The following is a 26,898-nucleotide window of genomic DNA, read 5'->3' on the forward strand; positions in this document are numbered from 1 at the left end:
AATTGTCCATTGAATGAGCGGAATCTATATCCACATCCCTTTTTGCAAGCAAGCTTGTCATTATTGTGATTTCCATTTTTCCACACAATTGGGAAAAAAGGAAGCCATGGTCAATGCCATAGCCAAAGAACTGGTTTTGCGAAAATCGGAGGTTGATGATGAGGTTGAGACCATTTACTTTGGTGGAGGAACCCCATCGGTTTTATCCAATGCTGAAATTGAGCGTTTGATCCAAACCGTGTATGACAATTACAAAGTAATTGACAATCCAGAAATCACTTTGGAAGCCAATCCAGACGATTTGGTGTCATCTCGAGCGCAGTCGAGAGATCTCTTTTTGAAATACAAAAATGCGGGTATTAATCGCCTCAGCATAGGTATCCAATCCTTTTTTGAAGAAGATTTAAAATTGATGAACCGGGCACACAATGCCTCCGAAGCCGAACAGTGCATCCAAGAAGCCATTCAGTATTTTGATAATATCACCATTGATTTGATTTATGGCATCCCGGGTATGGACAATGAACGATGGGAAGCCAATGTTCAAAAAGCTTTGGATTTTGGTCTGCCCCATATTTCGAGTTATGCCCTGACCGTGGAACCTAGAACTGCCCTGAAAAAGTTTATTGAAAAAGGTCTCGTTCCCGATGTTGATGATGAGCATGCCCAAGAGCAGTTCCATATTCTGGTGGATATGTTGGAAGCTGAGGGCTTCGTCAACTATGAAATTTCCAATTTTGGGAAACCTGGGTTTTTCTCCCAAAACAATACGGCGTACTGGTTGGGCAAGACGTATTTGGGCGTTGGGCCATCGGCACACTCTTTTGATGGAAAACATCGAAGTTGGAATATCCGAAACAATCCAACCTACATCAAAAAAATAGAAGCGGGTGTTTTGCCCATGGAAACTGAGGCACTTTCCACCACGGACAGGTACAACGAATATGTAATGACGGGCCTGCGTACCATTTGGGGCGTGGATTTGGATAGAATAGCTTCGGAATTCGGGAAGAATTACCGAATGTATATTAATCAGCAATCATCCAAATTTCTAGAACAGGGCTTACTGCTTATCGAGGATGGAAAATTGCTCACGACCAAAAAAGGCAAGTTTTTGGCGGATGGAATTGCATCTGATTTATTTATGCTTAATTTAAAATAGTAAATTGTCGTTCCTGTGTAGTCAGGAACCCATAAGTTGAATTAATTCCCGATAGTACCGGGAAATATTAAAAGTAACCTAATTTGATAGCCTCAATAAAACACAACTCCCGAAACTATAAAATAGACCTGACCAAACCACTTGATATTTCCATACCGCTTAAAGGTGGCGACAAAAACGTGAACGCATGGTATCTGGACCCGCCTAAAATAGCACCGCACGAACAGGATGGCTTTGTGGGCAAGGTAAGCGAGGGGGCATCCACCAATTTCAACGATATTTGGTTCAACCCACATTCGCACGTAACCCATACCGAATGTTTGGGGCATATATCCGAAGAGTTCAATTCCATCAATAAAAAGTTAAAGAAGTTTTTCTTTTTGGCTGAGGTGATCACCGTAGCGCCCGAACAAATGGGGGAGGACTTTGTGATTTCGGAAAAGCAGATAAAATACGCTCTGGGGAACAAGAAAAGACAGGCTTTGGTTATTAGAACCATACCCAATTTGGGAGACAAGCGCTCTAAAAAATATTCGGATACCAATCCCACCTATCTGACCGAGGCAGCCGCCAAACATCTGGTTAAAAAAGGGGTTGAGCACCTTCTGGTAGACCTTCCTTCCGTGGATAAGGAAAGGGACGGGGGAGAACTTTTGGCGCATAAGGCCTTTTGGAACATAAACGGCAAACCGAGGAAAAAAGCGACCATCACAGAGTTTATCTATGTACCCAATCCTGTTGAGGACGGCACCTATTTTTTAAACCTGCAAGTGGCCCCTTTTGAGAATGATGCGAGCCCCAGTAGGCCAGTGCTGTATAAAATTGAACACAATAAATGAAAACAACCCTTAAATTGGAAGAGGCAATGATGCTCGTTTTTGGCATTTACCTTTTCAGCCTGTTGGATTACTCCTGGTGGTGGTTTTTGGTATTGATCCTAACCCCCGACATTGGAATGTTAGGTTACCTTTTCGGGAACAGGGTTGGAGCCTTTTCCTATAATTTGTTCCACCATAAAGGAGTTGCCATACTAGTTTATCTCGCAGGCATCTACTTTTCCATACCTTTATGCCAGTTGATTGGAATAGTTTTGTTCTCACACGCTTCTTTTGACAGAATGTTGGGCTACGGATTAAAATATGACAAAGGGTTTAAGTTTACCCATTTGGGTGAAATAGGTACATAAAATGGGTGAAGTTGTAAACATCGTTTTAGGGTTGATCTTGGGCGCAATACTCATGTATTGGGTCTACTCCCTTTTCCGAAAAAAGAAGAACAAAGAAATTACCGAAGAACAGTCTACGGTAATCCTCAACAAAATACGAAGCGTTTGTAAACTCGTTTCTGTCGAAGGGGATTTTGCCGAAATTTATCATTACGAGAATACCAAGGACAGTTTTATGAGCTTGTTCCGTAGCAAGAAAAAGGCATTGATCGTAATCAAGGCGAAAGCACATATTGGCTACGACCTCAACAAACTGGATATGAAGGCGGACAACGATGGAAAGAAAATTATCCTGAGCCACTTTCCCGAGCCCGAAGTGTTGTCCATTGAGCCAGATCTGCAGTTTTATGATATTAAAAATGGCATTTTCAATAGCTTTTCACCCACAGATCTGACTAATCTTAATCAGGAGGCCAAGGAGCACATCAGACAAAAAATACCGGAGAGCGGGTTGATGGAAACTGCCAGAAATGAAGCTTTACAGGCCGTTCTGGTGGTAGAGAAAATCGTGGAGACCATTGGATGGACATTGGATTACTCGGCCTTGGAAATACCCAACAAGGAAAAACAACTTTTAGAAGAATAGTATGAAAACAAAAATCATAACCTTAATCTTGGTGGTAGTATTCGCCAACAGTTGTGTGCAAATCAAAAACGAAGCAGAAAATTTTGACCATACCTTTGCCCATGTGGTTTATTTCTGGTTCAAAAACCCAGAAAGTCAGTCCGATAGAGCTACTTTTGAAGCATCCTTGACCAAGTTTTTGAACAATTCCCAGTACGCGAAAACCAAGTTTATTGGTAAACCACCAAAGGCGATTCGTGATGTGGTAGACGACTCTTTTACCTACTCCTTGATTCTCTCTTTTGAATCGGCCGAAGATCAGGCAGCCTATCAAACAGAACCTCCGCACCTTGTTTTTATTGAGGAGTGCGAAGATCTTTGGGAAAAGGTGATAGTTTATGATTCTGAAGGAATTGCGCAATGAATGTAGAGGTTCTTCGCGAAGTCTGTATATCCAAAAAAGGTGTGACCGAAGAGTTTCCGTTCGATGAAAGTACATTGGTCTTCAAGGTAATGGGCAAAATGTTTGCCTTGGTACCTTTGGAAAGACTTCCACCCCAATGCAATCTTAAATGTGACCCGGAACATGCCATGCAGCTGCGTGAGGAATTTGATGGGGTCATCACTCCGGGCTATCACATGAGCAAAACCCATTGGAACACACTTTTTATAGAACAATTACCTTCAGACTTGATCAAAGAACTTATAGATCACTCGTATGATTTGGTAGTCGCCAGTCTTACAAAAAAATTGCAACAGGAGCTTAACGCTTTAGATTGATTTTTAGATGACGGAATTAAAGGAATTTTACACCAATCAAAGGGATAAACATCAAACGGAGCAACAGCGAGAAAAGAAGAAGCTATCCATTTTAGCCACGCTCAGACTTTTGATTTTTGTGTGTTTTTGGGCTGCGATTTATCTGTTTTGGGGCGCGACGGCCTTAGTTGTGCTACTACCACTTTTAATTATCTTATTTCTCTATTTGGTAACGCGATTCAGTAATGTGAAACGCCATAAAAAGTATTTGGAAAGGCTTGTTGCCATCAATAATAGGGAATTGCAAATCTTGAATCGACGTTACCAAGATTTGCCGGATGGGAAACAATTCTTGAAACCAGAACATCCCTATGCGCAGGATTTAGATCTTTTTGGTAGAGGCTCTTTTTATCAATATGCCAATCGTACCATTTTGATGCAGGGCAGGGAGGTGCTTTCCAGCTTATTGTTGGACGGATATCCAAAGGATATTTCCAAAAAACAAGCGGCCATACAGGAGCTGGCCGATTTGCCCGAGTGGCGACAGCATTTTTCCGCTTTGGCGGGCGAGACCCAACCCAAAATTTCCCCCGATCTGGTCTCCGATTGGATGAAAACCCACAAATCCTTTGTGCCCAAATGGGCAGGAATCGTTCCTCCCATTTTTGCTTTACTGTCAATTTTGGCGATCACCCTGGCTTCTATGGGTATTGTACCGGAAAGTTTGGTCCTGTTTTGGTACTTTTTAGGGGTTGGGATCGTGGGTCGGTATGCAAAAAATATTATTGCATTCACTGCAAAAGTATCCGAGGCACAAGAAACCATACAACAACATCAACAGTTGATTTCTGAACTGGAACAACAGCATTTTACATCCGAACTTCTACAGGAGCTCCAAAAGAAATTGTTGATTCAGGGTGAAACAACATCCAAAATTTTAAAACGCTTCTCTCAAAGTATGACCATGTTGGAACAGCAATTCAACTTGATTGTTTCCATATTTGCCCAAGGTCTTGGCCTGTATAGCCTTTATTACGCTTTTAGGGTTGAGTCTTGGATAAAAAAATATGGGCACCATGTGGAAGATTGGTTTGCTGCCATCGCCCAGTTTGATGCCTACATTACACTAGGTACTTATGCTTTTAACCATCCTGACCATACCTATCCAACTATGGTGGAGGGTGATATAGTACTAAGTGGTAAAGAGGTTGGACACCCCTTGGTGGACCCCAATAAAAATGTGTTGAACGATTTTGAAATAGGAAAAGGGCGCTTTTGTATTGTTACCGGGGCCAACATGGCAGGAAAAAGTACGTTTTTGCGTGCGGTTGCTTTGCAAATTGTAATGGCGAATATGGGTTTGCCGGTAAAAGGAAGTGAAGTGAAATACAATCCTGTGAGGTTATTGACCAGCATGCGCTCTTCAGATTCCTTGGCGGATGAAACCTCGTATTTCTATGCAGAACTCAAGCGTCTGAAGTATATAGTGGATGAACTGGAAAAAGAAGATTGTTTTGTTATACTGGACGAAATATTAAAAGGCACCAACAGTGTGGACAAAGCCGAAGGTTCCAAAAAGTTCGTGGAACGATTGGTGAAAAATGGATCTACGGGAATGGTGGCCACCCACGATCTGAGCCTTTGTACCTTGGCCGATGAACTTCCCGAAGTTGAAAACCGCTATTTTGACGCCCAGATTGTGAACGGCGAACTTTTCTTCGATTATAAATTTAAGGAAGGGGTTTGCCAAAATATGAATGCCTCTTTTCTGCTAAAAAATATGGGTATTGTGGATTAAAGCCCTTTTACCTGGACATTGTGAAATGAATCGGCCTGTAGGCGAAGTAACTCCTCTGCTTTTTCTTTTTTGTAACGGTACAGTTCCTCTTCAGATTTAATGTCCGCATAAATTTGCTGGTTGAGTTCCCCATCGGTGGACAACAATAATTTGCGTTGTTCCACTTTTTGGGTCACCCAAGTAGCCACCACACTTTCCTGCTCTTCAAATTTATAGTCGTATTCTCCTTTTGGGGCCAACAATTTGGCAATTATCGGAGCAGTTTCAATAGCTAAGAACAGTAAAAAGATAAAAAACGATGGAAACCAAGGCAATTTTCCCAAGGCATTGATACGTGCCATAAGTCCATCAAAACCATCAATGATCGGTTGGGAATTTGCAACGGCAGAATCGTAATCAGATTGTAAAGCTGCTATTTGCGCTTCAATATTTTCAATTTTGGCGCCGTTCGTTTCCTTTAAGGTATTGAGTTCTGCCAATGCTGCATCGTGCTTTTCACGTTTTTCCTTGTACACGGGGCCTTTGCCCAATAAACCTGTTCCTGCAGTACCTTCAGCCTCGGAAATGTAGGTGTCGTAAAGCGCATTGGTCTCTGCCTCTTTGGTCGCAATTTCACTCTTCAGGTTGGCAATGTCTTGGTTCAGGTTCTCAATTTTCGGAGTGTACTGGAGTGCCAATTGTTCCTTGTTGTCCAAGGTCATTGCATTTTTTTCCTCTAAAAGCACCTGATTGATTTCCTTCTCAAAAATCTTCATTTCCAAAGGTTTGGAAATCACTACGGCAATGATCAAGGCCAATATAATCCTAGGAGCGGCCTGGAGCAGCTCTCCCTTAAAATTGTCCCTTTTTTTTATGGTGGACACAATGTATCGGTCCAAGTTGAAAATGAGCAGACCCCAGATCAAACCAAAGAATGTGGCTATATAAATGTTGTCAAAAACGGTGTAAAGGGCATAGCCCGAAGCGATAAAAGCCATTACGGCCGTAAAGAATACCGTGGCACCGATACCTGCGTATTTGTTGCGTTCCCCGTTGGAACAAGTCTCTAAAATTTGGGTGTCCGCACCCGAGCAGAAAATAAAAAAGCGTTGTAACATATCGTGTTCTCTTTGATTGATAGGGTATTAGAACGTGATTTCAGGTGATTTGTTACATAAAAAGCCCCAAAATAGGGGCTTTTAACAATTTTTGGGTCTCGGAAATTCAGTTTTCGATGACAATGGGTTCAGTGGATAGTTTTACGATGGGATTGATTCCATTGGCTTCCCTGGCATCAATATTTATATGTTTATTTTTTTGAATCACCTCAATGGCTTTTTTGCCGGATATTTCTTTTCCGTTTAAGGTAAAACTTGCCCCTTTGGCTACCATTTTTTTGATGTGCTCTATAGGCTTTGGAGGTGCTGGTGGCACTGGTGGCGCTGGTGGCAATGTTGGTGCCGTGGTTTTGTTTTCTTTTACGCTTTTAAGGGCTGATGGAGGCATTGGAGGTCTTGTAGCATCTGGTGCTGGTGGCGGTGGTGGAAAATTGGGAAATGGTTCCGCATCTGCCCGTTGTTTTTCCGACATTTTTCCATAAATCACCTTTAACCGCATCACCTCTTTTTTGTTGATGACCATGTTGTTGCTATCCATGTTATTATACTTTTTGGCCAAGGCATTGTACTCTTTCATTTCTTCCCGTGAAGCACTTTGTTGTTGCTTGTTTTTTGCCAATTCATTGTGGGTTGTCAAATCTGACTGCGTGGTGTTTTCCTGCAGTTCCATGATTTGGTCAACGGAATCGTCTCTTTCAATTTGACGATGTTCACTAAACCCAAATAGCAATAGGGCAGTAAGTGGTAGAAGCAAAAAGCTTCTCAATACAAATGATTTTTTTGATGTGTTTGTTTTCATGACTGTAAAACGTTTTTTGATTGATGAATAATTAATGGCATTTGCAATGCCGATCGACTGATGTTTATTAAAATTATCGTGTGATAAGTACGATAAGATAGTATTTTGGTAATGTGAACGATCATTGTTCTTATTGATTACGGCCCTGTCTGCCAAGAATTCGTGGTTCAGTTTTATAGCTGATTTAAATAGGTAGATAATGGGATTGAACCATAGTAATACTTGGGCAAGTTCAATAAATAGGATATCCATACTGTGCCGTTGCTTGGCATGGGTTTCTTCATGTAATAGGACTTCTTGAGGTATGTTTTTTTCCTCAAATTGTTGTTGATTTAAAAAGATATAGTTGAAAAAAGTATGGGGAGGAAGGGATTGTTTTAAAAGTACCTTAGTGATGAAATTTTCCTTGAGTTTGGTATTGGAACGGATGCGAGACCAAATTTGGATAAGGTGTGCAACAAAACGGAATCCAAATGCCATCACTCCAAGAGCATAGAGGCTCCAAAGCATAACTTTCCAATCAAAGCTCGATGCTCCGAAAAGTGTTCGGGATGTATCGATTTCGGAGATTCCATAGGTTGTTGGGCTGAGAACATTTACGGTGTTGGGCGAAATATCCACATATTCGGTAAAAACAATATTCGGAATAAGAAAAGAGGCCATAAGTGCACCCAAAAGAAAGAATCGTTTAAAATGGTGTATGCTTTCCTTTTCCAAAACCAGTTTGTAGAAGGCCAGAAAAATGGTAAGGCATGCGGTGGATTTTAAAAGAAAGACTAGCATAATTACTTCTTTTTGATTTCGTTGTCTATTAGCTTTTTCAATTCCTCCAACTCACTTTTGCTCAAATTTGTCTCTTGGGTAAAGAATGAGGCGAACTGACTGGCACTATCATTAAAAAAGTTTTTTATGAGTCCGTTTACATGCTTGGAAAAATAGTCCTTCTTCTTTACCAATGGATAGTATTCCCTGCTTCTGCCAATAATTTTATATGCAACAAAACCTTTGTCCGCCATACGTTTTAACAATGTTGCTACCGTAGTGATAGCGGGTTTGGGTTCGGGATAGGCATCCAATAGGTCTTTCATAAAGGCCTTTTTTAGTTTCCAAACAATGTTCATTAACTCCTCTTCCGATTTTGACAACTGCATTTTCAAAGCTATTCCATGTTTTTGTTCTACAAACATAGAATAAAAATATTAATTCTACAAATGTAGAATATGTTTTAATGTCCTAAAATGTTAAGTTTGCCGTCAAAGCAAACATTATGGGATTACTGGAAGACTTACAAGAACGAAGTGGAAATACCTGCGAACTATGCGGGGCAACAGATAATTTACAGGTATATGAAGTTCCTCCGGTTTCCACTGGTGGGGTTGATGGCAGCCTTTTGGCATGCACTACTTGCATTGACCAAATAGAAAATCCCGATAATACAGATGCCAATCACTGGCGTTGTTTGAACGATAGCATGTGGAGCGAGCACGATGCCGTAAAGGTGGTTGCGTGGCGTATGTTGAATAGATTAAAATCCGAAGGATGGCCCCAAGACCTTTTGGATATGATGTATTTGGAAGATGAAACGCTTGAGTGGGCCAAAGCTACCGGCGAAGGTGAAGAAGAAAGTGAAAAAATAGTCCACCGAGATGTAAACGGCAACATTTTGGAGAATGGTGACAGTGTTGTATTGGTAAAGGACCTAAAAGTAAAAGGTTCCAGCATGGTCGCAAAACAGGGAACCGCCGTTAGACGAATTTCCCTGGATCACGAAAATGCCGAGTATATCGAAGGCAAAGTAGATGGTCAACAAATTGTTATCATAACCAAATACGTTAAAAAACTTTAGGCCTTCATCTCTGTATAATATTTGTAGAAGTAAGGGATGGTCTCGATTCCCTTTAAAAAATTCCAAACGCCAAAATGTTCGTTGGGCGAATGTATGGCATCGCTGTCCAATCCAAAGCCCAGTAAAATAGTTTTACTGTCAAAAACATTTTCAAAAAGAGCAACGATGGGAATACTTCCCCCGGTTCGTTGTGGAACGGGTGTTTTTCCAAAGGTAGTTTCCATGGCTTTGGAAGCCGCTTGGTAACCATCACTTTCAATGGGGGTTACGTATGCCTGACCTCCATGGTGGGGAGTCACCTTTACTTTCACACTTTTTGGTGCAAGGGACTTAAAATGTTTGGTAAATAAATCCGTGATCTCATGCCAATCTTGGTCTGGAACCAATCGCATGGAGATTTTGGCGTAGGCTTTACTGGCTATCACGGTCTTTGCACCTTCGCCCATATAACCTCCCCAGATACCGTTTACATCCAACGTAGGTCGAATACCAAAACGTTCAGGTGTTGTATATCCTTTTTCACCATGTACATCATCAATATCCAGTGATTTTTTGTAGGCTTCCAAATCAAAAGGTGCCTTGGCCATTTCGGCGCGCTCCTCATCTGAGATGATTTCTACTTTATCGTAAAAACCTGGAATGGTGATATGGTTGTTTTCGTCATGTAGTTGAGCTATCATTTTGGAGAGCACGTTGATTGGGTTGGGAGCTGCTCCACCGTAGATCCCGGAGTGAAGGTCTCGGTTGGCACCGGTCACTTCCACTTCCACGTAGCTCAGTCCGCGTAGTCCCGTGGTAATCGATGGTGTGTCGTTGCCGATCATTCCAGTATCCGATATCAGGATAATGTCGTTTTTGAGTTTTTCGCTGTTTTCTTTTAAAAAATCTTCCAAACTATCACTTCCCACTTCTTCCTCACCTTCAATCATGAACTTTACGTTACAGGGCAAGGTGTCGTTTTGGATCATATACTCCACTGCCTTGACGTGCATAAAAAACTGACCCTTATCGTCGCAGGCTCCTCTTGCAAAAATGGCCCCGTCGGGGTGCAGTTCCGTTTCTTTTATAACAGGCTCGAACGGTGGAGAGTCCCACAAGTTCATCGGGTCTGGTGGTTGCACATCGTAATGCCCGTAAACCAAAACGGTGGGCAAATTTGGGTCTATGATCTTATCGCCATATACCACTGGGTATCCTTTGGTTTCGCAAATCTCCGTGTTTTCGCAACCTGCATCGTCCAAGGATTTTTTAACAGCCTTTGCCGCTTCCAGAACATCCTTGGCATATGCCTTATCGGCACTGATGGAGGGGATTTTTAAGAGGTCTATTAACTCGTTGATAAATCTGTCCTTGTTGGTACTGATGTAATTATTTATGTCTTTCATATATATATTAAAAAGGACACTAAAAGTACAAAAAACAAGTTTTTAAAGGGAGTGCATTTGCAAATCGGAAAATTGATTTATATTTGCACTCCATTTCGCGGGTGTGGTGGAATTGGTAGACACGCTAGACTTAGGATCTAGTGCCGCAAGGCGTGGGGGTTCGACTCCCTTCACCCGCACAAAAGCTTCTCAATCGTTGAGGAGCTTTTTTATTTTGGAGTATTTCTACAATGTGCCGGTTTCAACGCTTCATTCCAAAATCGGGTTTCTGTTACGAGCATGAAATAGTTTAGTAGGATGGATTATGGTGAAAGCTCTTTGTTTAGCTTAAAAATTAAACGCTCGAATTGTTGGGTTATGCGTTTTTTAATTTGAAGTCTATTTACAGCCTTGATTTCTAATTTTTCATAAAAAACCATCAAAAAAACAAATAGATGTCATTAATCAATTTAATTATTGATTTTTTGCTAAAACAAGGGAATAATTATAAATTTATAATAATTGGATTCAAAAGAAAAGTTCCCAGATTACATATTGAAGAATAATGTTTAGAGCAATAATTTCTTTGTTTCTAAAGGATTTTTGCAATAAAATGCAGCAATTTCAGTTTTAATTACTGCAAAATATTGATATTTGTCAATTTTTGATAATAACCAAACTGAAACTAACTAAAACTTAAGACCAACTGCTATGTACAAGGAAATATATTTGGTCGATGACGAAGACCTCGTAAATACGGTGAATGCAATTCACTTTAGAAGAATGGGAATGGAAGATAGGGTTAAAAGTTTTACCAACCCCGAATTGGCCTTGGACGACCTTAGGTACAGAGATGACCCAAATAAGAAAACACTTATTTTGTTGGATATCAATATGCCAGAAATGAGCGGCTTTGAATTTTTGGAGTTTATGATGCTAGAGGAGTTCCCAGAATCCAACGAAGTTCTTTTGGTAACCTCATCAGAATCCGATGCAGATAAGGAAGAAGCCGAAAAATATGGGAAGTATGTCAAGGAATTTATTACCAAGCCCTTGAAAATTGAACATTTAGAAGATTACTTACAGAGTTATAACAAATAGAATTATAATCTTCTGTTGAAAAAAATTATAGTTTCCCCAATCCCTAAACCTTATATTTATTAGGATAAATCATAGCCCGTGAAACATAATCAGGTAGTAATCCATAACAAGGTCGAAATCGTTGAGGATGGTGACGATATTGTTTGGGCTATGGATGAAAATTATAGACTGACTGCTTTTAACTCTTCTTTTAAAGCTCGGCTTAAACTTGAAAATTTGGGGAATGCAGAGCGAGGCATGGATCTTAAAAAAATCTACGATAGCGGAGGCTTTTTTAATCCGTGTAAGCAAGGCTGTGAAAGGGCACTGAAGCGATACGCCACCACTTCCAAACATACTTTTGAGGATAGAACCGGGATTGTTGTCCATGAGTTTTCTTTTCAACCCTTTATGAACAGTTCGGGAGAGGTTGTTGGCTGCTGTATCTGGCAAAAGGATATCACGCAAGAAGTGGATAATAACCATCGTTTACGAGAAAGTGAACGAAATTACCGAGAAGCTCAAGAAGTGGCCAATATTGGTCACTGGAACTGGGACATGGTAAAAAATGAAATCACCTGGTCTGATCAACTTTTTAGGATTTTTGGACAAGATCCCAATATTTTTGAAGCTAATTATGAGTCGTTGGTGGATATAATCCATCCAGAGGATCGGGATGCTTTTAATGATGATGTAACCAAATGTATAGAAGAAGGAGCCTTGCACGACATTATCCATAGGATTGTTGTTAATGAGGGAGAGATAAGATATGTTCATCAAACCGGAACGGTATTTTACAATGAGGACGGAACACCTTATAGAATGAGGGGGGCAACACAAGATGTTACCAGAGACGTATTGTCGAAACGACAGATTGTTGAGCAAAACAACGAGCTTCAAAATTTTGTACGTATCATATCCCATAATCTCCGTAGCCCCATCTCCAACCTTTTAATGTTATCCAAAATCTACGAATGGGGCAAGGACGAGACCAACGATGACATTGTAAAAAAGATTGAAAATACCACCGAAGCTCTTGATCAGACTATAAAGGACCTCCATTTATCGCTGTCGTTGAAATCTGCTGACAGGGAAAAATTCAGGGAAATAGCTTTTGCCGATGTAATGAAAGATGTTGAAGGTCTTTTATCTGAAGAAATCATCAAAAACAAAGCAACGATCAAAACGGATTTCTCACAAGTGGATACCGTGTTCGCTGCTAAAAGTTATGTGGTGAATGTTTTTTACAACCTTATTTTAAATGCCATTAACTATGCTAAAAATGGAGTTCCACCAATGGTTCAAATAACATCAGAACAAAATGAAGATTCCGTAGTGCTAAAGTTTACCGACAATGGCATAGGAATGGAACTTACCCCGGAAAAGGAACGAAAGATTTTTGATATGTATGGTAGACTCAGTGGTGCTACCGAAGGCAAAGGCTTTGGACTGTATTTGGTGAAAACACAGGTAGAGGCCATGGGAGGAAAAATCGAGGTGGATAGCGAATTGGATATCGGTACAACCTTTATCATCACTTTTTACAAAAGCAATTAGTGGTTTTTAAAAGGGTAAATGGCTTAGGTCCACATTTCCGCCGGATATCACAATACCTACTTTTTTATCCTTGAACTTATTTTTTTTCTTTAAAACGGCTGCCAGCGCTACCGCACTGGAGGGTTCACATACAATCTTAAGTCGCTCCCAAATCAATCGCATGGCCTCAATAATTTCCTCTTCCGTGACACGGATAATTTCGTCCACATGTTTTTGAATGATGGGAAAATTTTTATCACCTAATTGAGTTTTTAGCCCGTCTGCTATAGTATTGGTCGTCGTATTGGTTTCTATTTTTCCACTTTTTAAGGAACGATAGGCATCATCCACCTCAAACGGCTCCCCTCCAATGGTTTTGCAATGGTTTCCAAAGTAATGGGCGGACAGTGCGCAACCGGCGATCAATCCACCACCACCAACAGGGGTTACTACAAAATCAAGGTCAGGATGTAGTTCCAACAGTTCTTTACAAGCAGTTCCCTGACCTAAAATTACTTGGTCATCATTAGAGGGATGGATAAAAGTGGCACCATATTTTTCTACAATTTGTTCTGATGCCAACTCTCTGGCTTCAAGGTTAGGTTCACATTCGATTAAAATACCACCATAGCTTTTGACTGCCTCTTTTTTTACCTGAGGAGCCGAACTTGGCATCACGATATAGGCCTTTACCCCTAAACTTTGTGCTGAAAGTGATAGGGCTTGTGCAAAATTGCCGGAAGAATGGGTAACTACTCCATTTTGTTTCTGCGCATCCGTAAGTTGCATGATGGCATTGGCGGCACCACGCATTTTAAAAGCCCCCATCCGTTGAAAGTTTTCGCACTTAAAGTATAGATGGGTTCCAGCTATTTTGTTGATGAGCCTCGAAGTGAGCACGGGTGTGTTATGGATAAAAGGTTTTATCCGCTCATGGCAGTCAATTAGTTGTTGTTTGTCCATAGAAAGCCTTATACCGGTTTTTAATGGTATAAAGATAACTACCGAAGGTTAATTGTGCGACTCTATCTCCTCCTCTTCTTCTTTTGCTTCTTTGGAAACACCCTCCATTCCCAATTCAGGAATTACCAACAAAGGTATCTGGGTATGGAAAGCCGTTCTTTTGATGATGGGCTCACGGGTCATTTTTTCCATATAGCTATGCTGATAATTCAACATGGCCAACAAATGGATGTCCAATTCTTTTGAAAATGTCTCCAAAGTGTGGGAAACCGAATTGAGTTCGGAAACGGTGTGGACATAATGTTCAATATCGCCCAAATAGCGTCTAAGCATGTTTAGGTTAAACTGCTGTAGCTCCGTGAGTGCTTTAATGCCATACTGTACATGTACAATTCGGATGGTGGCATTGAACATTTTTGCCATTTCCAAAAGGGGCGACAGCTCCGAAGAGGTATAGAACCGATTAAAATCGGTGGCAAATGCAATTTCCGAAGGGGTAACATATTCAAAATGATATGGAATGGCGAGAACAGGACATTTTTTGGTGCTCTTTATGATCCGTACCGTGTTACTGCCCATAAATACTTCATCCACACCCGAGGCTCCCTTGGTACCGGTTACGACCAAATTGATTTCAAAAGTCTCCACAATATCTTTTACCTCTTCCACCAGAAGGTTGAAAGAAGAAATAGTCTCAAAACTGTGGTTTGGATTACCATATTTGGTTTTGATCCGATCCACGGTTTTGTTCAATCCTTGTTCAGAATTCTCTCTTACCGCATCCACGATACGAACTCCATCAATCATTTTGGCCATAAATCGGCTACTGGGAATAACAGGGGTATAGGTGTTGAGCAAATAAAATTTACAACGCCTGTTGCGGAACAATTGCATGGCGTAATCGATTGCATTCCATGCATTTTCCGAAAAATCCGTAGGTATTAAAATCTTCTGCATCTGACTAAGATTATGATGCATAAAATTAGACCTATGGGTTAGGGGATACTATGACAAATGTCAGCTTTTTAAAAATGGGTCAAAAGCCTTCGACCATTTCCAAAAGTTTGCGTTCATCCTTGATGCCGATTTTTTTGCCGGAGGTATGAATCAAACCTTTCTTTTTAAATTCCGAAATGATCCTGATGGCAGATTCCGTAGCGGTGCCCACCACGTTGGAAATGTCTTCGCGAGATAGGGTAAGTGACAAAAATCCATCTTCGTCCTCTCCAAAATTGTTCTTTAAATAAAGGAAAGCTTCCGCCATACGTTGTTTTACCGTTTTTTGGGATATGTTTACAATAACATCATCGGCTTCTTTCAGGTCATGGGCCATATGGCGCAGGACCTCTAAAGTGAAATTTGGATTTTTTTGAAGGGTATTGTTGATACTTTCTTTTGGAATAAAGCAAACTTCCATATCATCTACGGCAATAGCGGAGAGATTGGTGCTTTCTTGTGAAATAACCGAGCGCTGACCCAAAACTTCACCTTTGGTGGCCAACTTTACAATTTGGTCTTTTCCGTTGGCACTTAACTTGGAAAGCTTGGAAACCCCATTTCTTACACAGTAGACCCCATTGAGCTTATCACCCTCTTCAAACAAGGGTTCTCCCTTTTTAACGGTTTTGGTGGTTTTGGAGTCGGATACTTTTTTTAATTCCTCTTTGCTCATGGCACGGAGGGAGTTGAACTGTCGGATGATACAATTTTCACACCTGCTTTCCATAATGATTAGTTTACCTGATTCAACAAAAATAGTTGATAAACAAACACAATTTACTGATAATTATCATATTTTAAAGTATAAGAGTATTGCAAATTTGCCCCAGGTAAAGCAAATGTGAAATGGCAGACTCGACCTGTTATCATTGTGGTGACGAGTGCGGAAAAAGTAGCGTTAAGTTTGATGATAAAGATTTTTGCTGTAATGGTTGCAAGACCGTTTATGAGATTTTTACATCAAATGGCCTGTCCACTTTTTACGAAATAGAAGGAAAGGCAGGAACAACACCCAACGAAATCCGTCAGAAATATGATTTTTTGGACAACCAGGAAATTGTACAACAATTGGTGGAGTTCAATGAAGAGGGTGTGCAGGTGGTTGGTTTAAGTATACCTACCATACATTGCAGTTCTTGTATATGGGTGCTCGAAAACCTGAACAAGCTGCATTCGGCCATTACTTTTTCTCAGGTCGACTTTCCAAAGAAAACCATTCGGGTAACATACAAAACAGAAGATTTCTCTCTAAAAGCGTTGGTCCTTTTGCTGGGTAGCATAGGGTACGAGCCCTATATCTCTTTAGAGGAATACAATAAAAAAGGAACTAAGGTCGATCGTTCCCTTATATATAAGTTGGGCGTGGCCGGTTTTGCCTTTGGCAATGTCATGCTGTTTTCCTTTCCCGAGTATTTTGAGGTAGAGGAATTTTGGTTGGATCAGTACAAACACGTCTTTCGTTGGTTGATGTTTGCGTTTTCGATACCGGTAGTATTTTACGCTGCTCAGGATTATTTTATTTCCGCTTATAAAGGAATCCGTTCCAAATTATTGAATATTGATGTGCCCATTGCTTTGGGAATATTGGTCCTCTTTTTACGGAGTACGGTAGATATAGTATTTGATTTGGGCTCAGGCTTTTTTGATAGTCTTACAGGTTTGGTCTTCTTTTTATTGTTGGGAAAATTTTTTCAACAAAAAACCTATGCCTACCTATCATTTGAGCGGGATTATAAGTCATATTTTCCCATTGCCGTTACCCGTTTGAAGAAAAATGGGGAGGAGGAGAATATCCAAATTTATAATATTGAAGTAGGGGACAGGGTGCTGATCCGTAGCCACGAGATTATTCCTGTGGATTGTATTCTGATCAAAGGAACTGCCGAAATCGATTATAGTTTTGTAACGGGGGAGTCCGACCCTGTACTGAAGGAATCCGGTGAAAAACTGTTTGCTGGCGGGAAACAATTGTCCGGAGTGTTGGAAGTTGAGGTATTGAAATCCGTCTCCCAAAGTTATTTGACCCAACTGTGGGGCAACTCCGTATTTTCAAAAGACAAAGCAAGCCAATTCCAGACCCTTACCGATAGCATAGGCAAACGATTTACCGTTGCCGTGTTGAGCATAGCTACGGTGGCCACTATTTTTTGGCTGATTTTTGATCCAAGCCTGGCACTCAACGTGTTCACTTCGGTGCTGATCATTGCCTGCCCATGCGCCATTGCGTTGGCAGCTCCATTCACACTTGGCAATATGCTCCGCATTTTCGGGAAGTATAAATTCTACTTGAAAAATACCAATGTGATTGAACGCTTGTCCAAAATAGACACGGCCATTTTTGATAAAACGGGAACGCTCACCACCAATCAAAAAGATACCATCCATTATGAAGGAATGGAACTCACAGAGGAAGAAACGGCACTTTTGAAAACAACCCTGAGGGCATCCAATCACCCTTTGAGCCGATCTCTTTACGATATTTTGAAATCCAATGCCATAATGACCTTGGAAGAGTTCCAAGAGCATACTGGAAAAGGAATTGAGGGGAAATACAACCAGCATTCCATAAAAGTGGGGTCTGCAGCTTACGTGGGGGAAAGCAGATCCAGTTCCATTACGAATACCGCGGTTTATATAAGTGCCGATGAAGATGTAAAAGGAAGGTTTGTGTTCAAGAACGCCTACCGGGAAGGGATGGGCCAAATATTCAATGAACTTTCGGATGATATGGAACTGGGCATTCTTTCGGGTGATAATGATGGAGAGAGGTCACAATTACAAAAAGTGCTTCCTGAAAAGACAAAGATGATGTTTGACCAAAAGCCCGAGGACAAGTTGGAATACATCAAAAACCTGCAAGAAAAACATAAGGTTTTAATGGTGGGCGACGGACTCAACGATGCCGGTGCTTTGGCCCAGAGCGATGTGGGATTGGCGGTTTCTGAGAACATCAACGTGTTTTCGCCGGCTTGTGATGGAATTTTGGATGCGAGCAAGTTGCGAATGCTGCCAAAGTTCATAAAACTGTCCAAAAAGTCCGTTCGCATTATAAAAATGAGCTTTTTGTTGTCGCTCTGCTACAATGTTGTAGGATTATATTTTGCGGTCACAGGTCAGTTACAGCCGGTTATTGCCGCTATTTTAATGCCGTTGAGCTCCATCAGTATTGTGGTGTTCACCACCTTGGCAACAAATTATCTCGGTAAAAAATTAAAAACTTTAGAAAGCTGATATATGTCATTTTTTGAAGCATACCATCAGAGTAGTTTTACACCTAAATTCAGGCAGGTATGAGTGTTATTTATGTGTTGCTGGCCATAAGCATAACGGTGGCCATAGTCTTTTTTATAGCCTTTGTTTTTTCGGTAAAAAGCGGACAATACGATGATACCTATACCCCATCGGTAAGAATGTTGTTTGAAGATGAGGTGGTCAAGGACAAGGATAAATCAAACCTAAATAAAAAGGAAATCAAACAAACTAAAAGTACAAACCAATAAATATGGAAATACAACAGTTCCGTTACGATAACAAAATCGTACAAAAGTTCTTATACGCCACTATTTTATGGGGCGTGGTGGGTATGGCAGTGGGCCTATTGTTGGCCTTTATGTTTTTGTTCCCCAATGTTACAGAAGGGATATCATGGTTAAGTTTTGGCCGGTTGCGACCATTGCATACCAATGCCGTAATCTTTGCATTTGTAGGGAATGCCATTTTTGCGGGAGTCTATTACTCACTGCAACGATTGCTAAAGGCAAGAATGTTCAGTGACGCCCTTAGCAACATTAACTTCTGGGGTTGGCAATTGATTATTGTCGCCGCAGCGTTGACCTTGCCCTTGGGGTACACAACATCCAAAGAATACGCAGAATTGGAATGGCCGATCGATTTGGCGATTGCCGCGGTCTGGGTAGTTTTTGGTTGGAATATGATAGGTACCATTTTAAAGAGAAGACAAAGACACTTATATGTGGCGATCTGGTTTTATTTGGCCACGTTTGTTACCGTAGCAGTGCTGCACATATTCAATAGCTTGGAATTACCGGTTACGGCATTGAAGAGCTATTCGGTCTACGCCGGTGTACAGGATGCTTTGGTACAATGGTGGTACGGTCACAATGCGGTGGCCTTCTTCTTGACCACTCCTTTCTTGGGGCTGATGTACTACTTTGTTCCGAAAGCGGCCAATCGTCCCATTTATTCCTATAGATTGTCCATCGTCCACTTCTGGTCTTTGATATTCATTTATATCTGGGCAGGTCCTCACCACTTGTTGTACTCTGCTTTGCCAGATTGGGCACAGAACCTTGGTGTTGTATTCTCCATAATGTTGATCGCTCCATCTTGGGGAGGTATGATCAACGGTTTGTTGACACTTCGTGGGGTATGGGATAAAGTGCGTACCGATGCTACCTTAAAATTTATGGTGGTAGCCATTACAGGTTATGGTATGGCTACATTCGAAGGACCTATGCTTTCCTTGAAAAACGTAAATGCCATTGCACACTTTAGTGATTGGATCATTGCTCACGTACACGTTGGGGCGTTGGCCTGGAACGGGTTCTTGACCTTTGGTATGATCTATTGGTTGGTGCCTCGGATGTTCAAAACGGAACTGCACTCAAAAGGATTGGCGAATTTCCACTTCTGGATCGGAACCTTGGGTATTGTGCTTTATGCCCTTCCGATGTACGTAGCCGGATTTACCCAAGCTTTGATGTGGAAAGAATTCAACCCAGATGGTACCTTGGTTTACGGTAACTTCTTGGAGACCGTTACCCAGATCATTCCAATGTACTGGATGAGGGCCATTGGAGGTTCGTTGTACATCTTGGGTATGTTCGTACTGCTGTATAACGTGGTAAGAACCATTAGATCGGGCAGCAAAGTTGAAGATGAAGCGGCAGAAGCACCAGCATTGGAACGTGTTGCCAAAAGAAGAGTAGCTGGGGAAACCTTCCACAACTGGTTGGAAAGGAAACCGGTTCAGTTGACCATCTTGGCTACCATTGCCATTTTGATCGGTGGTGTTGTTCAAATTATACCGACCATATTGGTAAAATCCAATATCCCGACCATTACCAGTGTTAAACCGTATACACCTTTGGAATTGGAAGGTAGGGATCTTTACATCAGGGAAGGTTGTGTAAGCTGCCATTCGCAAATGATACGTCCGTTCCGTAGTGAGGTGGAGCGTTATGGTGAATATGCCAAGGCAGGGGAGTTTGTTTATGACCACCCATTCCTATGGGGTAGTAAACGAACAGGTCCCGACTTGTTGCGTGTTGGAGGCAAATACTCTGATAACTGGCACTTGAACCATATGTACGATCCGCAAAGTACCTCAGCGGGCTCCATTATGCCATCTTACGAATGGCTGGTTACCGATGAGCACGATCGTAGCGATGTTCAGGCCAAAATGGAAACCATGGTAAAACTCGGTGTTCCCTATACGGAAGAAGATATCGCCAATGCTCCGCAATCCATGGCAGAGCAGGCAGCTCAAATAGAGAAGAGCCTATACGCAGACCCAGAATTCGAAAAAACGTACGAAGCGGATAAAAAATACGCCGAGGAAAACGGATTGGATTTTGTGGAAATGCGAGATCGTGAAATCGTAGCCTTGATTGCTTATCTACAGCGATTGGGTACCGATATTAAAATTGAAGGAACAGAAGAAACCATATCTCAAAACAAATAACCATGTTGAAATTTGTAAAAGAACATATGGAAACCATCGATGGGATAGCCAACTATCCCATGGTTTCCTTGCTAATCTTCTTTGTGTTTTTCGTTCTATTGTTCTGGTGGGTGTTTACCGCTACCAAGGAACACATAAGGGAGATGTCCGAACTGCCATTGGATAACGAAGATCAACAAAACAAACTATAACATTATGAGTACAAGAACGCCTTGGTGGATACGAGTCCCAGTTTTATTCTTTTTGATCTTCGGATTGATGGAATTATTTATAGACTCTGGTGATAAACCCGCAATTATTGAATATCCCATCACACAGTTTTTTCTGCTGTTGGTGCTGATGATTCTTATAGCCATAGAATTGATTTTAGCCTCCATAGAGAACATTATGTTCCAAACCCTTTCAGAAGAAGGCAAGGAGCGTTACTTGGAAGCCAAAAGCAAGAAGTTTGAATGGACGTGGGCCAAAAACCTAATGAAAAAATTGACCAAGAGCCGCTCCATCGAGCGCGAAGGTGAAATTATTCTGGACCACAATTACGATGGGATCCGTGAGTTGGACAACGTATTGCCGCCATGGTGGGTATACCTGTTCTATGCCACCATTGTATTTGCGGTAGTGTATTTGGTGCGTTTCCATGTCATTGGAGATTATGATCAAGAACTGGAATATGAACAAGAAGTCGCCGCGGCACAGCAGGCCATAGAGGAATACAAAAGAACCGCCAAAGACTTGGTGGATGCAAGTACGGTCGAGTTTCTTTCGGACGAATCCGACTTGGCGGCGGGGGAGAAAATCTTCCAGGCCAACTGCGTGGTATGTCACACCCAAGATGGTGGAGGTGGAATTGGTCCTAACCTAACCGACAAATATTGGATATTGGGCGGGGGCATCAAAAATGTCTTTACAACAATTTCTGAAGGTGGTCGTGACGGTAAAGGGATGATCGCATGGAAGCAAAGCTTAAAGCCAGCTGAAATGGCCCAGGTTGCCAGTTATGTAATCTCATTGGGCGGAACCACACCTGCCAACCCAAAGGAGCCTGAAGGGGAAATCTGGATAGACCCAGATGCACCGGAAGACACCAATGGAACAGAATCCGAGACGGAAGAAACTGCCCCTGAAGAAATGGAGCAGGCCGCGGATTCAACAGAAGTTGCCATAAACTAGTCCCATTGGGACATCTGGCAGCAAAATAGTTACCCATAAACCACAAATGCGATGGAAGAAAATTTTAGGGATTCCATAGGCACAGTCACAGAAGAAGGTAAAAGGAATTGGATTTTTCCAAAGAAACCCAGTGGACGGTATTATGATTATCGAAAGTATGTAAGTTACTTTCTACTGATTTTCTTAATAGCAGCTCCCTTTGTTAAGGTCAATGGGCACCAATTCTTACTATTCAATGTGCTCGATAGAAGGTTCAATATTTTTGGACTTCCCTTTTGGCCCCAGGACTTTCACTTAGTGGTAGTGTCCATGATCATCGGAGTGATTTTCATTGCACTTTTTACGGTGGCCTATGGTCGTATTTTCTGTGGATGGATGTGTCCCCAGACCATTTTTTTGGAGATGGTGTTCCGCCGTATCGAATATTGGATCGATGGGGACCGGGGAGCTCAAACGCGGTTGGCAAAAGCTCCATGGACCGGTAAAAAGATCCGAAAAAGAGTATTGAAGTGGATTATATTCTTCATTATCTCGTTTTTTATCGCCAACGTTTTCTTGGCGTATCTGATTGGTGGTGATCAGTTGGTCGCATATGTTACCGATGGTCCAATGGCGCACTTGAGCACTATGGTCCCGTTGCTGATTTTTACCGGAGTGTTCTATTTCATTTTTGCGTGGTTCAGGGAACAGGTGTGTATTATTGCGTGCCCTTATGGAAGATTGCAAGGGGTGCTTTTGGATGATAAATCCATTGTTGTGGCCTATGACCATAAAAGGGGTGAAGGTGAAAACGGACGCAAAAAGTTCAGAAAAAATGAAGACAGGGAGGCTCTTGGACATGGAGACTGTATTGATTGTTTCCAATGTGTGAATGTATGTCCAACGGGGATAGACATCCGTAACGGAACACAGTTGGAATGTGTGAACTGTACGGCCTGTATTGATGAATGTGATCACATTATGGAAAGTATCCATAAGCCCAAAGGCTTGATCAGATACGCCAGTGAAGATGAGATAACCAACAATAACAAGTTTCAGTTTACCGCCCGTATGAAAGGCTATACGGCAGTGTTGGTTGTGCTGATCGGTATTCTTGTAGGGATGTTATTTATGCGGAACGAGGTCGAGGCCAATATACTGCGTTTGCCGGGACAGCTGTACGAGCGCAAGGAGAACAACATCATCAGTAATGTGTACACCTATAAAGTGGTGAACAAGACCACAAAGGATATTGAAAATGTATCCTTTGGGCTGATGTCCCACAACGGGGAAATCAAAATGGTATCACAGGATACGTTCACTGTTCCCGCCGAGGAACTTGCAGAAGGAACCTTGTTCATCGAAATAAATGCTTCGGCATTGAACGGCGACAAGGATAAATTGAAGATAGGGGTCTACAGTGGAGATAAGCTCATAGAAACTACGGTGACCCAATTTTTGGCACCAAGGAGTTATAATTAAAAAAAGATAGAGATGAAAATTAATTGGGGAACGGGAATTGTGTTGGCGTTTATTGGCTTCATAGGGTTTATCCTATATTTTGTGATAAGGATGAGTACCGATGATAGTGCCAACCACGATTTGGTGACGGAGGAATATTATAAAAAAGAATTGTCCTATCAACAAGAGATAGATGCATCAAAAACCGCCGTGGAAATGAATGCCAACCTTACCGTTGAAAAAACAGATGCGGGATTGATGATTTATTTTCCAGAGCGTTTCGACCCCAAAAAAATAAGTGGAACAGTGTCCCTATACAGACCGTCTAACAAGCACTTGGATACCAACTTTCCTATAAGTTTGTCCAAAACACATTTGCTCATACCTGACAATCGCTTGGTGGACGGTCGCTGGGACATTTCCATAAACTGGGAATACGAAGGTAATTCCTTTTTGCATAAAGAAAAATTGGTGTACTGATCATGTTGACCTCTGCGTTGGTTCTGGGACTTTTGGGAAGCTTGCACTGCTTGGGCATGTGTGGGCCAATAGCCTTTATGTTGCCTTTGGACCAAAACAACAATGTTAAAAAGACGCTACAACTCTCTATTTATCACATCGGTAGACTATTGGCCTATGGGGTCATAGGAATTCTGTTCGGACTTTTGGGCAAGGGACTGTCCTTGTTCGGCATCCAGCAGAAACTTTCCATTGGTATTGGTGTGCTCATGATCGTTTTGGTATTGATTCCAGCAAAATATATGAACGGACACAAGTTGTTGTCCCCCATTTACTCCATTATTGGCAAGGTGAAATCCAAACTTGGGGCCGAACTCAAAAAAAAGACCCCCGATACCTTTTTGACCATTGGTTTTCTGAACGGTTTTTTACCCTGCGGACTGGTTTATATGGCCCTTTTGGGAGCTATTGCCATGGGCAGTCCTTTGGAGGGAGGTCTCTACATGATGATTTTTGGTCTTGGCACAGTGCCACTGATGTCCTTGGTGGTATATTCCAGAGGAATGTTCAGTACTTCCGTAAAATCTAGAATACAAAAATTGATACCGGTATTTGTGGTCATCATAGGTATTTTGTTTATTGTACGTGGACTGGGGTTGGGAATACCTTATGTTTCCCCAAAACCAGCGCCCACAGATTCAGTAACGGCGACCATAGAATGCCATCAACCATAAAAATCAAATCCACAATGAAAATAACATCAGCGAAAGAGGCGGTAGGAATTGTTAAATCAGGCGACCGAGTCTTTTTCCAAGGGGCGGCCATGACCCCAAATGAACTGATCGATGCCTTATGCGATAGGCATGAAGAACTTGAGAATGTCGAGATTATTTCCATCCATACCGAAGGGGATGCAAAATATACGAGAAAACCCTATTGCGATGCCTTTACTTTGAACGCATGTTTTGTTGGGGGCAACGTAAGAAGTTATGTAAACACCTATATGGGTGATTACATCCCGGTTTTTTTGAGTGAAATACCATGGTTGTTCGCAGACGAATACCTCCCATTGGATGTGGCCTTTGTTCAAGTTTCCCCACCAGACAAGCATGGCTATTGCTCTTTGGGAGTTTCTGTCGATGTTGCCTTGCCAGCCGTTAGAACTGCCAAAAAAATTGTTGCACAGATCAATCCACATGTACCCCGAACCCATGGTACCGGAATCGTTCATGTTGATGAAATAGCTTATGCCATTGAGGTCGATAGGCCCATTCATGAACATAATCCGACCGAAATATCGGAAGTGGAGCATCAAATAGGGAGGCATGTGGCTTCCTTGATAGAAGATGGCGCTACCTTGCAGATGGGAATCGGGAACATACCCAATGCGGTATTATCCAATTTGGGCAACCATAAAAACCTTGGCATACATACCGAAATGTTTTCTGATGGGGTGTTGCCCCTACTGGAAACAGGTGTGATCAATGGAAAGGAAAAGGCGGTAAAACGTGGTAAAATTGTGGCCTGTTTTGCCGTAGGCTCTCGAAAATTATATGATTTTATTGATGATAACCCAATCTGCGACTTTAGGGACTCCGGTTATACCAACGATACCGCCAGAATTCGAAGAAACCCTAAAGCAACTGCTATTAACAGTGCCATAGAAATTGATCTTACCGGTCAAGTTTGTGCGGACACCATTGGAGGTTACCAATTTTCCGGTGTGGGTGGTCAAATGGACTTTATGAGAGGGGCATCCCTTTCAAAAGGAGGTAAACCCATAATAGCCATGTCGTCCACCACAAAAAAAGGGGTTTCCAAAATAACGCCTTTTTTAAAACAGGGAGCAGGAGTAACCACAACACGTGCCCATATGCACTATGTAGCCACGGAATACGGTGTGGTGAATCTCTTTGGGAGAAATCTACATCAGCGAGCCGAAGCATTGATTTCCATTGCACACCCCGACCATAGGGAAGCATTGGAAAAGGCAGCCTACGAACGGTTCCATGGCTAATATCAAAATATGAAGTACAAAAAAGGGGGCAATTTTAAAATTGTCCCCTTTTTTTTTGAATTGCATGAAACCAATCAAAAATGCAACCCATCAAATTTTAAAGGTAATTACCGGTGCTTCTGAATGGTTGGCGATATCTTCACCAATGCTACCCATAAAGAAGTGGGATAAACCTCGTCTACCATGTGTGGGAATACCGATAAGATCGGCCGATACTCCCTCACTATAGTTGAGCACACCTTTTTCCACAGTATAGTCGTTATATATTTTTACTTCCATACCCACATTGGCAGCGTTCAAAAATTTTGAGATTTTATCGTTTGCATCATTTGTGCTCAAGAATTCGTCCCCTGGGGTGTTTATGTATACCAAATGAAGGTTGGACCCTAGTAAATCGGCCATTTCCTTGGCTTTTTTAAGGGCTGGGGCACTCTCTTCCTCAAAATCGGAAGCGAACACGAAATTTTTTGGTTGAAAGTCTTCGATATCTCCTTTGATTACCAATACGGGAACGTCTGAAGTTCTAACTACACGCTCGGTATTTGATCCTATAAAAATTTCTTGTAAGCCATCTGCGCCATGTGATCCCATAACAATAAGGTCAGCTTTGTGTTTTTCGGCCACTTCGGCCACCTCGCTGAACACTTTGTAATGTTTGATTACGGGTGTGACTTTAATATCTTTTAAATAAGGTTTATCCAAAAAGTCGGTAAACCTTTGTTCGCCAATTTTTATTAGATGCACAACTTGTTCTTGGGATATGTATCCCGATTCGCCCATAATAGCTGGTGAAAGTTCCAACATATGGAGAACAAATAATTCTGCCTTGTGCTGTCTTGCCAATGAAGCAGCAACTTTTAGAGCTTTTTCGGATTGATCGGAAAAATCGACCGGTACGATTATATGTTTCATTTT

27 protein-coding genes and 1 tRNA gene are annotated in these 26,898 nt (G+C 41.7%); 20 read left to right on the forward strand and 8 right to left on the reverse strand.

The window, feature by feature from the left end; genetic code table 11:
• Positions 1-13 precede the first annotated feature (13 nt).
• The 7 genes from hemW to J0654_RS12540 all read left to right on the forward strand — a co-directional run bounded on the left by hemW (position 14) and on the right by J0654_RS12540 (position 5,509).
• A complete protein-coding gene (gene hemW, locus J0654_RS12510; RefSeq protein ID WP_207029425.1) occupies positions 14-1,162 on the forward strand; it encodes a radical SAM family heme chaperone HemW in 1,149 nt (382 codons plus the stop codon).
• Positions 1,163-1,245: 83 nt separating this feature from the next.
• Complete coding sequence (locus J0654_RS12515; RefSeq protein ID WP_207029426.1) at positions 1,246-2,001, forward strand: cyclase family protein; 756 nt, start codon at positions 1,246-1,248, stop codon at positions 1,999-2,001.
• The gene (locus J0654_RS12520; RefSeq protein WP_207029427.1) at positions 1,998-2,348 is read left to right on the forward strand and encodes a DUF4260 domain-containing protein; all 351 of its coding nucleotides are present in this window, start codon (positions 1,998-2,000) and stop codon (positions 2,346-2,348) included. The genes J0654_RS12515 and J0654_RS12520 overlap by 4 nt, the downstream gene beginning before the upstream one ends.
• 1 nt (position 2,349) lies before the next feature.
• Complete coding sequence (locus J0654_RS12525) at positions 2,350-2,973, forward strand: DUF4230 domain-containing protein (RefSeq protein WP_207029428.1); 624 nt, start codon at positions 2,350-2,352, stop codon at positions 2,971-2,973.
• A gap of 1 nt (position 2,974) precedes the next feature.
• Positions 2,975-3,376 carry a Dabb family protein gene (locus J0654_RS12530; protein ID WP_207029429.1) on the forward strand — a complete coding sequence of 134 codons (402 nt, stop codon included), beginning with the start codon at positions 2,975-2,977 and terminating at the stop codon, positions 3,374-3,376.
• The gene (locus J0654_RS12535) at positions 3,373-3,732 is read left to right on the forward strand and encodes an MmcQ/YjbR family DNA-binding protein (protein WP_207029430.1); all 360 of its coding nucleotides are present in this window, start codon (positions 3,373-3,375) and stop codon (positions 3,730-3,732) included. Before J0654_RS12530 ends, J0654_RS12535 begins: the two co-directional genes overlap by 4 nt.
• A gap of 7 nt (positions 3,733-3,739) precedes the next feature.
• A complete protein-coding gene (locus J0654_RS12540; RefSeq protein ID WP_207029431.1) occupies positions 3,740-5,509 on the forward strand; it encodes a MutS-related protein in 1,770 nt (589 codons plus the stop codon).
• Here the strand turns inward: J0654_RS12540 and J0654_RS12545 are convergent.
• From J0654_RS12545 to J0654_RS12555, 3 genes are all read right to left on the reverse strand, one after another.
• Positions 5,506-6,606 carry a DUF4407 domain-containing protein gene (locus J0654_RS12545; RefSeq protein ID WP_207029432.1) on the reverse strand — a complete coding sequence of 367 codons (1,101 nt, stop codon included), beginning with the start codon at positions 6,604-6,606 and terminating at the stop codon, positions 5,506-5,508. The genes J0654_RS12540 and J0654_RS12545 overlap by 4 nt on opposite strands.
• Positions 6,607-6,712: 106 nt before the next feature.
• Positions 6,713-8,188 carry a M56 family metallopeptidase gene (locus J0654_RS18375; protein WP_207029433.1) on the reverse strand — a complete coding sequence of 492 codons (1,476 nt, stop codon included), beginning with the start codon at positions 8,186-8,188 and terminating at the stop codon, positions 6,713-6,715.
• 2 nt (positions 8,189-8,190) lie between these two features.
• On the reverse strand, positions 8,191-8,556 hold the full coding sequence (locus J0654_RS12555; RefSeq protein WP_207029618.1) for a BlaI/MecI/CopY family transcriptional regulator: 366 nt from the start codon (positions 8,554-8,556) through the stop codon (positions 8,191-8,193).
• A gap of 116 nt (positions 8,557-8,672) precedes the next feature.
• Between J0654_RS12555 and J0654_RS12560 the strand changes: the two genes are divergently transcribed.
• Positions 8,673-9,251, forward strand: a complete 579-nt coding sequence (locus tag J0654_RS12560; RefSeq protein WP_207029434.1) for a PhnA domain-containing protein — start codon at positions 8,673-8,675, stop codon at positions 9,249-9,251.
• Here the strand turns inward: J0654_RS12560 and J0654_RS12565 are convergent.
• On the reverse strand, positions 9,248-10,636 hold the full coding sequence (locus J0654_RS12565) for a dipeptidase (RefSeq protein WP_207029435.1): 1,389 nt from the start codon (positions 10,634-10,636) through the stop codon (positions 9,248-9,250). The two genes, J0654_RS12560 and J0654_RS12565, sit on opposite strands and share 4 nt — an antisense overlap.
• A gap of 97 nt (positions 10,637-10,733) precedes the next feature.
• On the opposite strand from J0654_RS12565, the gene J0654_RS12570 reads away from it, so the two are divergent.
• The 3 genes from J0654_RS12570 to J0654_RS12580 all read left to right on the forward strand — a co-directional run bounded on the left by J0654_RS12570 (position 10,734) and on the right by J0654_RS12580 (position 13,252).
• A tRNA-Leu gene (locus J0654_RS12570) sits at positions 10,734-10,815 on the forward strand.
• 511 nt (positions 10,816-11,326) lie between these two features.
• Positions 11,327-11,716 carry a response regulator gene (locus J0654_RS12575; protein ID WP_207029436.1) on the forward strand — a complete coding sequence of 130 codons (390 nt, stop codon included), beginning with the start codon at positions 11,327-11,329 and terminating at the stop codon, positions 11,714-11,716.
• Positions 11,717-11,794: 78 nt separating this feature from the next.
• Positions 11,795-13,252 carry a sensor histidine kinase gene (locus tag J0654_RS12580; RefSeq protein ID WP_207029437.1) on the forward strand — a complete coding sequence of 486 codons (1,458 nt, stop codon included), beginning with the start codon at positions 11,795-11,797 and terminating at the stop codon, positions 13,250-13,252.
• Between the two features lie 6 nt (positions 13,253-13,258).
• Here J0654_RS12580 and J0654_RS12585 read toward each other — a convergent pair whose 3' ends face one another.
• From J0654_RS12585 to J0654_RS12595, 3 genes are all read right to left on the reverse strand, one after another.
• A complete protein-coding gene (locus J0654_RS12585) occupies positions 13,259-14,194 on the reverse strand; it encodes a pyridoxal-phosphate dependent enzyme (RefSeq protein WP_207029438.1) in 936 nt (311 codons plus the stop codon).
• A gap of 48 nt (positions 14,195-14,242) precedes the next feature.
• On the reverse strand, positions 14,243-15,151 hold the full coding sequence (locus tag J0654_RS12590; RefSeq protein ID WP_207029439.1) for a universal stress protein: 909 nt from the start codon (positions 15,149-15,151) through the stop codon (positions 14,243-14,245).
• Between the two features lie 79 nt (positions 15,152-15,230).
• A complete protein-coding gene (locus tag J0654_RS12595; RefSeq protein ID WP_207029440.1) occupies positions 15,231-15,920 on the reverse strand; it encodes a Crp/Fnr family transcriptional regulator in 690 nt (229 codons plus the stop codon).
• Between the two features lie 119 nt (positions 15,921-16,039).
• Between J0654_RS12595 and J0654_RS12600 the strand changes: the two genes are divergently transcribed.
• Genes J0654_RS12600 through J0654_RS12640 form a run of 9 tightly spaced genes read left to right on the forward strand, consistent with a single transcriptional unit; the run spans position 16,040 to position 25,983 of the window.
• A complete protein-coding gene (locus J0654_RS12600; RefSeq protein WP_207029441.1) occupies positions 16,040-18,424 on the forward strand; it encodes a heavy metal translocating P-type ATPase in 2,385 nt (794 codons plus the stop codon).
• 59 nt (positions 18,425-18,483) lie between these two features.
• Complete coding sequence (ccoS, locus tag J0654_RS12605) at positions 18,484-18,693, forward strand: cbb3-type cytochrome oxidase assembly protein CcoS (RefSeq protein ID WP_207029442.1); 210 nt, start codon at positions 18,484-18,486, stop codon at positions 18,691-18,693.
• Between the two features lie 2 nt (positions 18,694-18,695).
• Positions 18,696-20,897 carry a cytochrome-c oxidase, cbb3-type subunit I gene (ccoN, locus tag J0654_RS12610; protein ID WP_207029443.1) on the forward strand — a complete coding sequence of 734 codons (2,202 nt, stop codon included), beginning with the start codon at positions 18,696-18,698 and terminating at the stop codon, positions 20,895-20,897.
• Positions 20,898-20,899: 2 nt separating this feature from the next.
• Positions 20,900-21,088, forward strand: a complete 189-nt coding sequence (locus J0654_RS12615; RefSeq protein WP_119607564.1) for a CcoQ/FixQ family Cbb3-type cytochrome c oxidase assembly chaperone — start codon at positions 20,900-20,902, stop codon at positions 21,086-21,088.
• 4 nt (positions 21,089-21,092) lie between these two features.
• Positions 21,093-22,067 (forward strand): cbb3-type cytochrome c oxidase N-terminal domain-containing protein, encoded by a 975-nt coding sequence (locus J0654_RS12620; protein ID WP_207029444.1) that lies wholly within the window; start codon positions 21,093-21,095, stop codon positions 22,065-22,067.
• 51 nt (positions 22,068-22,118) lie between these two features.
• Complete coding sequence (gene ccoG / locus J0654_RS12625) at positions 22,119-23,528, forward strand: cytochrome c oxidase accessory protein CcoG (RefSeq protein WP_207029445.1); 1,410 nt, start codon at positions 22,119-22,121, stop codon at positions 23,526-23,528.
• Positions 23,529-23,540: 12 nt separating this feature from the next.
• A complete protein-coding gene (locus tag J0654_RS12630; protein ID WP_207029446.1) occupies positions 23,541-23,987 on the forward strand; it encodes a FixH family protein in 447 nt (148 codons plus the stop codon).
• Between the two features lie 2 nt (positions 23,988-23,989).
• The gene (locus J0654_RS12635; RefSeq protein ID WP_207029447.1) at positions 23,990-24,700 is read left to right on the forward strand and encodes a sulfite exporter TauE/SafE family protein; all 711 of its coding nucleotides are present in this window, start codon (positions 23,990-23,992) and stop codon (positions 24,698-24,700) included.
• A gap of 14 nt (positions 24,701-24,714) precedes the next feature.
• A complete protein-coding gene (locus tag J0654_RS12640) occupies positions 24,715-25,983 on the forward strand; it encodes an acetyl-CoA hydrolase/transferase family protein (RefSeq protein WP_207029448.1) in 1,269 nt (422 codons plus the stop codon).
• A 90-nt stretch (positions 25,984-26,073) separates the two neighbouring features.
• On the opposite strand, the gene J0654_RS12645 is transcribed toward J0654_RS12640, so the two are convergent.
• Positions 26,074-26,895, reverse strand: coding sequence for a universal stress protein (locus J0654_RS12645; protein ID WP_207029449.1), 822 nt, complete (start codon positions 26,893-26,895; stop codon positions 26,074-26,076).
• Between the last annotated feature and the right edge of the window lie 3 nt (positions 26,896-26,898).

This window comes from Flagellimonas profundi (genome assembly GCF_017313275.1).
Lineage (GTDB): Bacteria > Bacteroidota > Bacteroidia > Flavobacteriales > Flavobacteriaceae > Flagellimonas > Flagellimonas profundi.

Excerpts from the sequence above, each read along its gene's own strand:
- J0654_RS12585 (WP_207029438.1), bottom strand. The coding sequence starts at position 14,194 with ATGGACAAACAACAACTAATTGACTGCCATGAGCGGATAAAACCTTTT.
- J0654_RS12555 (WP_207029618.1), bottom strand. The coding sequence starts at position 8,556 with ATGCAGTTGTCAAAATCGGAAGAGGAGTTAATGAACATTGTTTGGAAA.
- J0654_RS12630 (WP_207029446.1), top strand. The coding sequence starts at position 23,541 with ATGAAAATTAATTGGGGAACGGGAATTGTGTTGGCGTTTATTGGCTTC.
- J0654_RS12575 (WP_207029436.1), top strand. The coding sequence starts at position 11,327 with ATGTACAAGGAAATATATTTGGTCGATGACGAAGACCTCGTAAATACG.
- J0654_RS12615 (WP_119607564.1), top strand. The coding sequence starts at position 20,900 with ATGTTGAAATTTGTAAAAGAACATATGGAAACCATCGATGGGATAGCC.
- J0654_RS12595 (WP_207029440.1), bottom strand. The coding sequence starts at position 15,920 with ATGGAAAGCAGGTGTGAAAATTGTATCATCCGACAGTTCAACTCCCTC.
- J0654_RS12565 (WP_207029435.1), bottom strand. The coding sequence starts at position 10,636 with ATGAAAGACATAAATAATTACATCAGTACCAACAAGGACAGATTTATC.
- J0654_RS12545 (WP_207029432.1), bottom strand. The coding sequence starts at position 6,606 with ATGTTACAACGCTTTTTTATTTTCTGCTCGGGTGCGGACACCCAAATT.
- ccoS (WP_207029442.1), top strand. The coding sequence starts at position 18,484 with ATGAGTGTTATTTATGTGTTGCTGGCCATAAGCATAACGGTGGCCATA.
- J0654_RS12640 (WP_207029448.1), top strand. The coding sequence starts at position 24,715 with ATGAAAATAACATCAGCGAAAGAGGCGGTAGGAATTGTTAAATCAGGC.
- J0654_RS12560 (WP_207029434.1), top strand. The coding sequence starts at position 8,673 with ATGGGATTACTGGAAGACTTACAAGAACGAAGTGGAAATACCTGCGAA.
- J0654_RS12620 (WP_207029444.1), top strand. The coding sequence starts at position 21,093 with ATGAGTACAAGAACGCCTTGGTGGATACGAGTCCCAGTTTTATTCTTT.
- J0654_RS12525 (WP_207029428.1), top strand. The coding sequence starts at position 2,350 with ATGGGTGAAGTTGTAAACATCGTTTTAGGGTTGATCTTGGGCGCAATA.
- J0654_RS12600 (WP_207029441.1), top strand. The coding sequence starts at position 16,040 with ATGGCAGACTCGACCTGTTATCATTGTGGTGACGAGTGCGGAAAAAGT.
- J0654_RS18375 (WP_207029433.1), bottom strand. The coding sequence starts at position 8,188 with ATGCTAGTCTTTCTTTTAAAATCCACCGCATGCCTTACCATTTTTCTG.
- J0654_RS12530 (WP_207029429.1), top strand. The coding sequence starts at position 2,975 with ATGAAAACAAAAATCATAACCTTAATCTTGGTGGTAGTATTCGCCAAC.
- hemW (WP_207029425.1), top strand. The coding sequence starts at position 14 with ATGAGCGGAATCTATATCCACATCCCTTTTTGCAAGCAAGCTTGTCAT.
- ccoG (WP_207029445.1), top strand. The coding sequence starts at position 22,119 with ATGGAAGAAAATTTTAGGGATTCCATAGGCACAGTCACAGAAGAAGGT.
- J0654_RS12645 (WP_207029449.1), bottom strand. The coding sequence starts at position 26,895 with ATGAAACATATAATCGTACCGGTCGATTTTTCCGATCAATCCGAAAAA.
- J0654_RS12520 (WP_207029427.1), top strand. The coding sequence starts at position 1,998 with ATGAAAACAACCCTTAAATTGGAAGAGGCAATGATGCTCGTTTTTGGC.
- J0654_RS12535 (WP_207029430.1), top strand. The coding sequence starts at position 3,373 with ATGAATGTAGAGGTTCTTCGCGAAGTCTGTATATCCAAAAAAGGTGTG.
- J0654_RS12540 (WP_207029431.1), top strand. The coding sequence starts at position 3,740 with ATGACGGAATTAAAGGAATTTTACACCAATCAAAGGGATAAACATCAA.
- J0654_RS12590 (WP_207029439.1), bottom strand. The coding sequence starts at position 15,151 with ATGCAGAAGATTTTAATACCTACGGATTTTTCGGAAAATGCATGGAAT.
- J0654_RS12635 (WP_207029447.1), top strand. The coding sequence starts at position 23,990 with ATGTTGACCTCTGCGTTGGTTCTGGGACTTTTGGGAAGCTTGCACTGC.
- ccoN (WP_207029443.1), top strand. The coding sequence starts at position 18,696 with ATGGAAATACAACAGTTCCGTTACGATAACAAAATCGTACAAAAGTTC.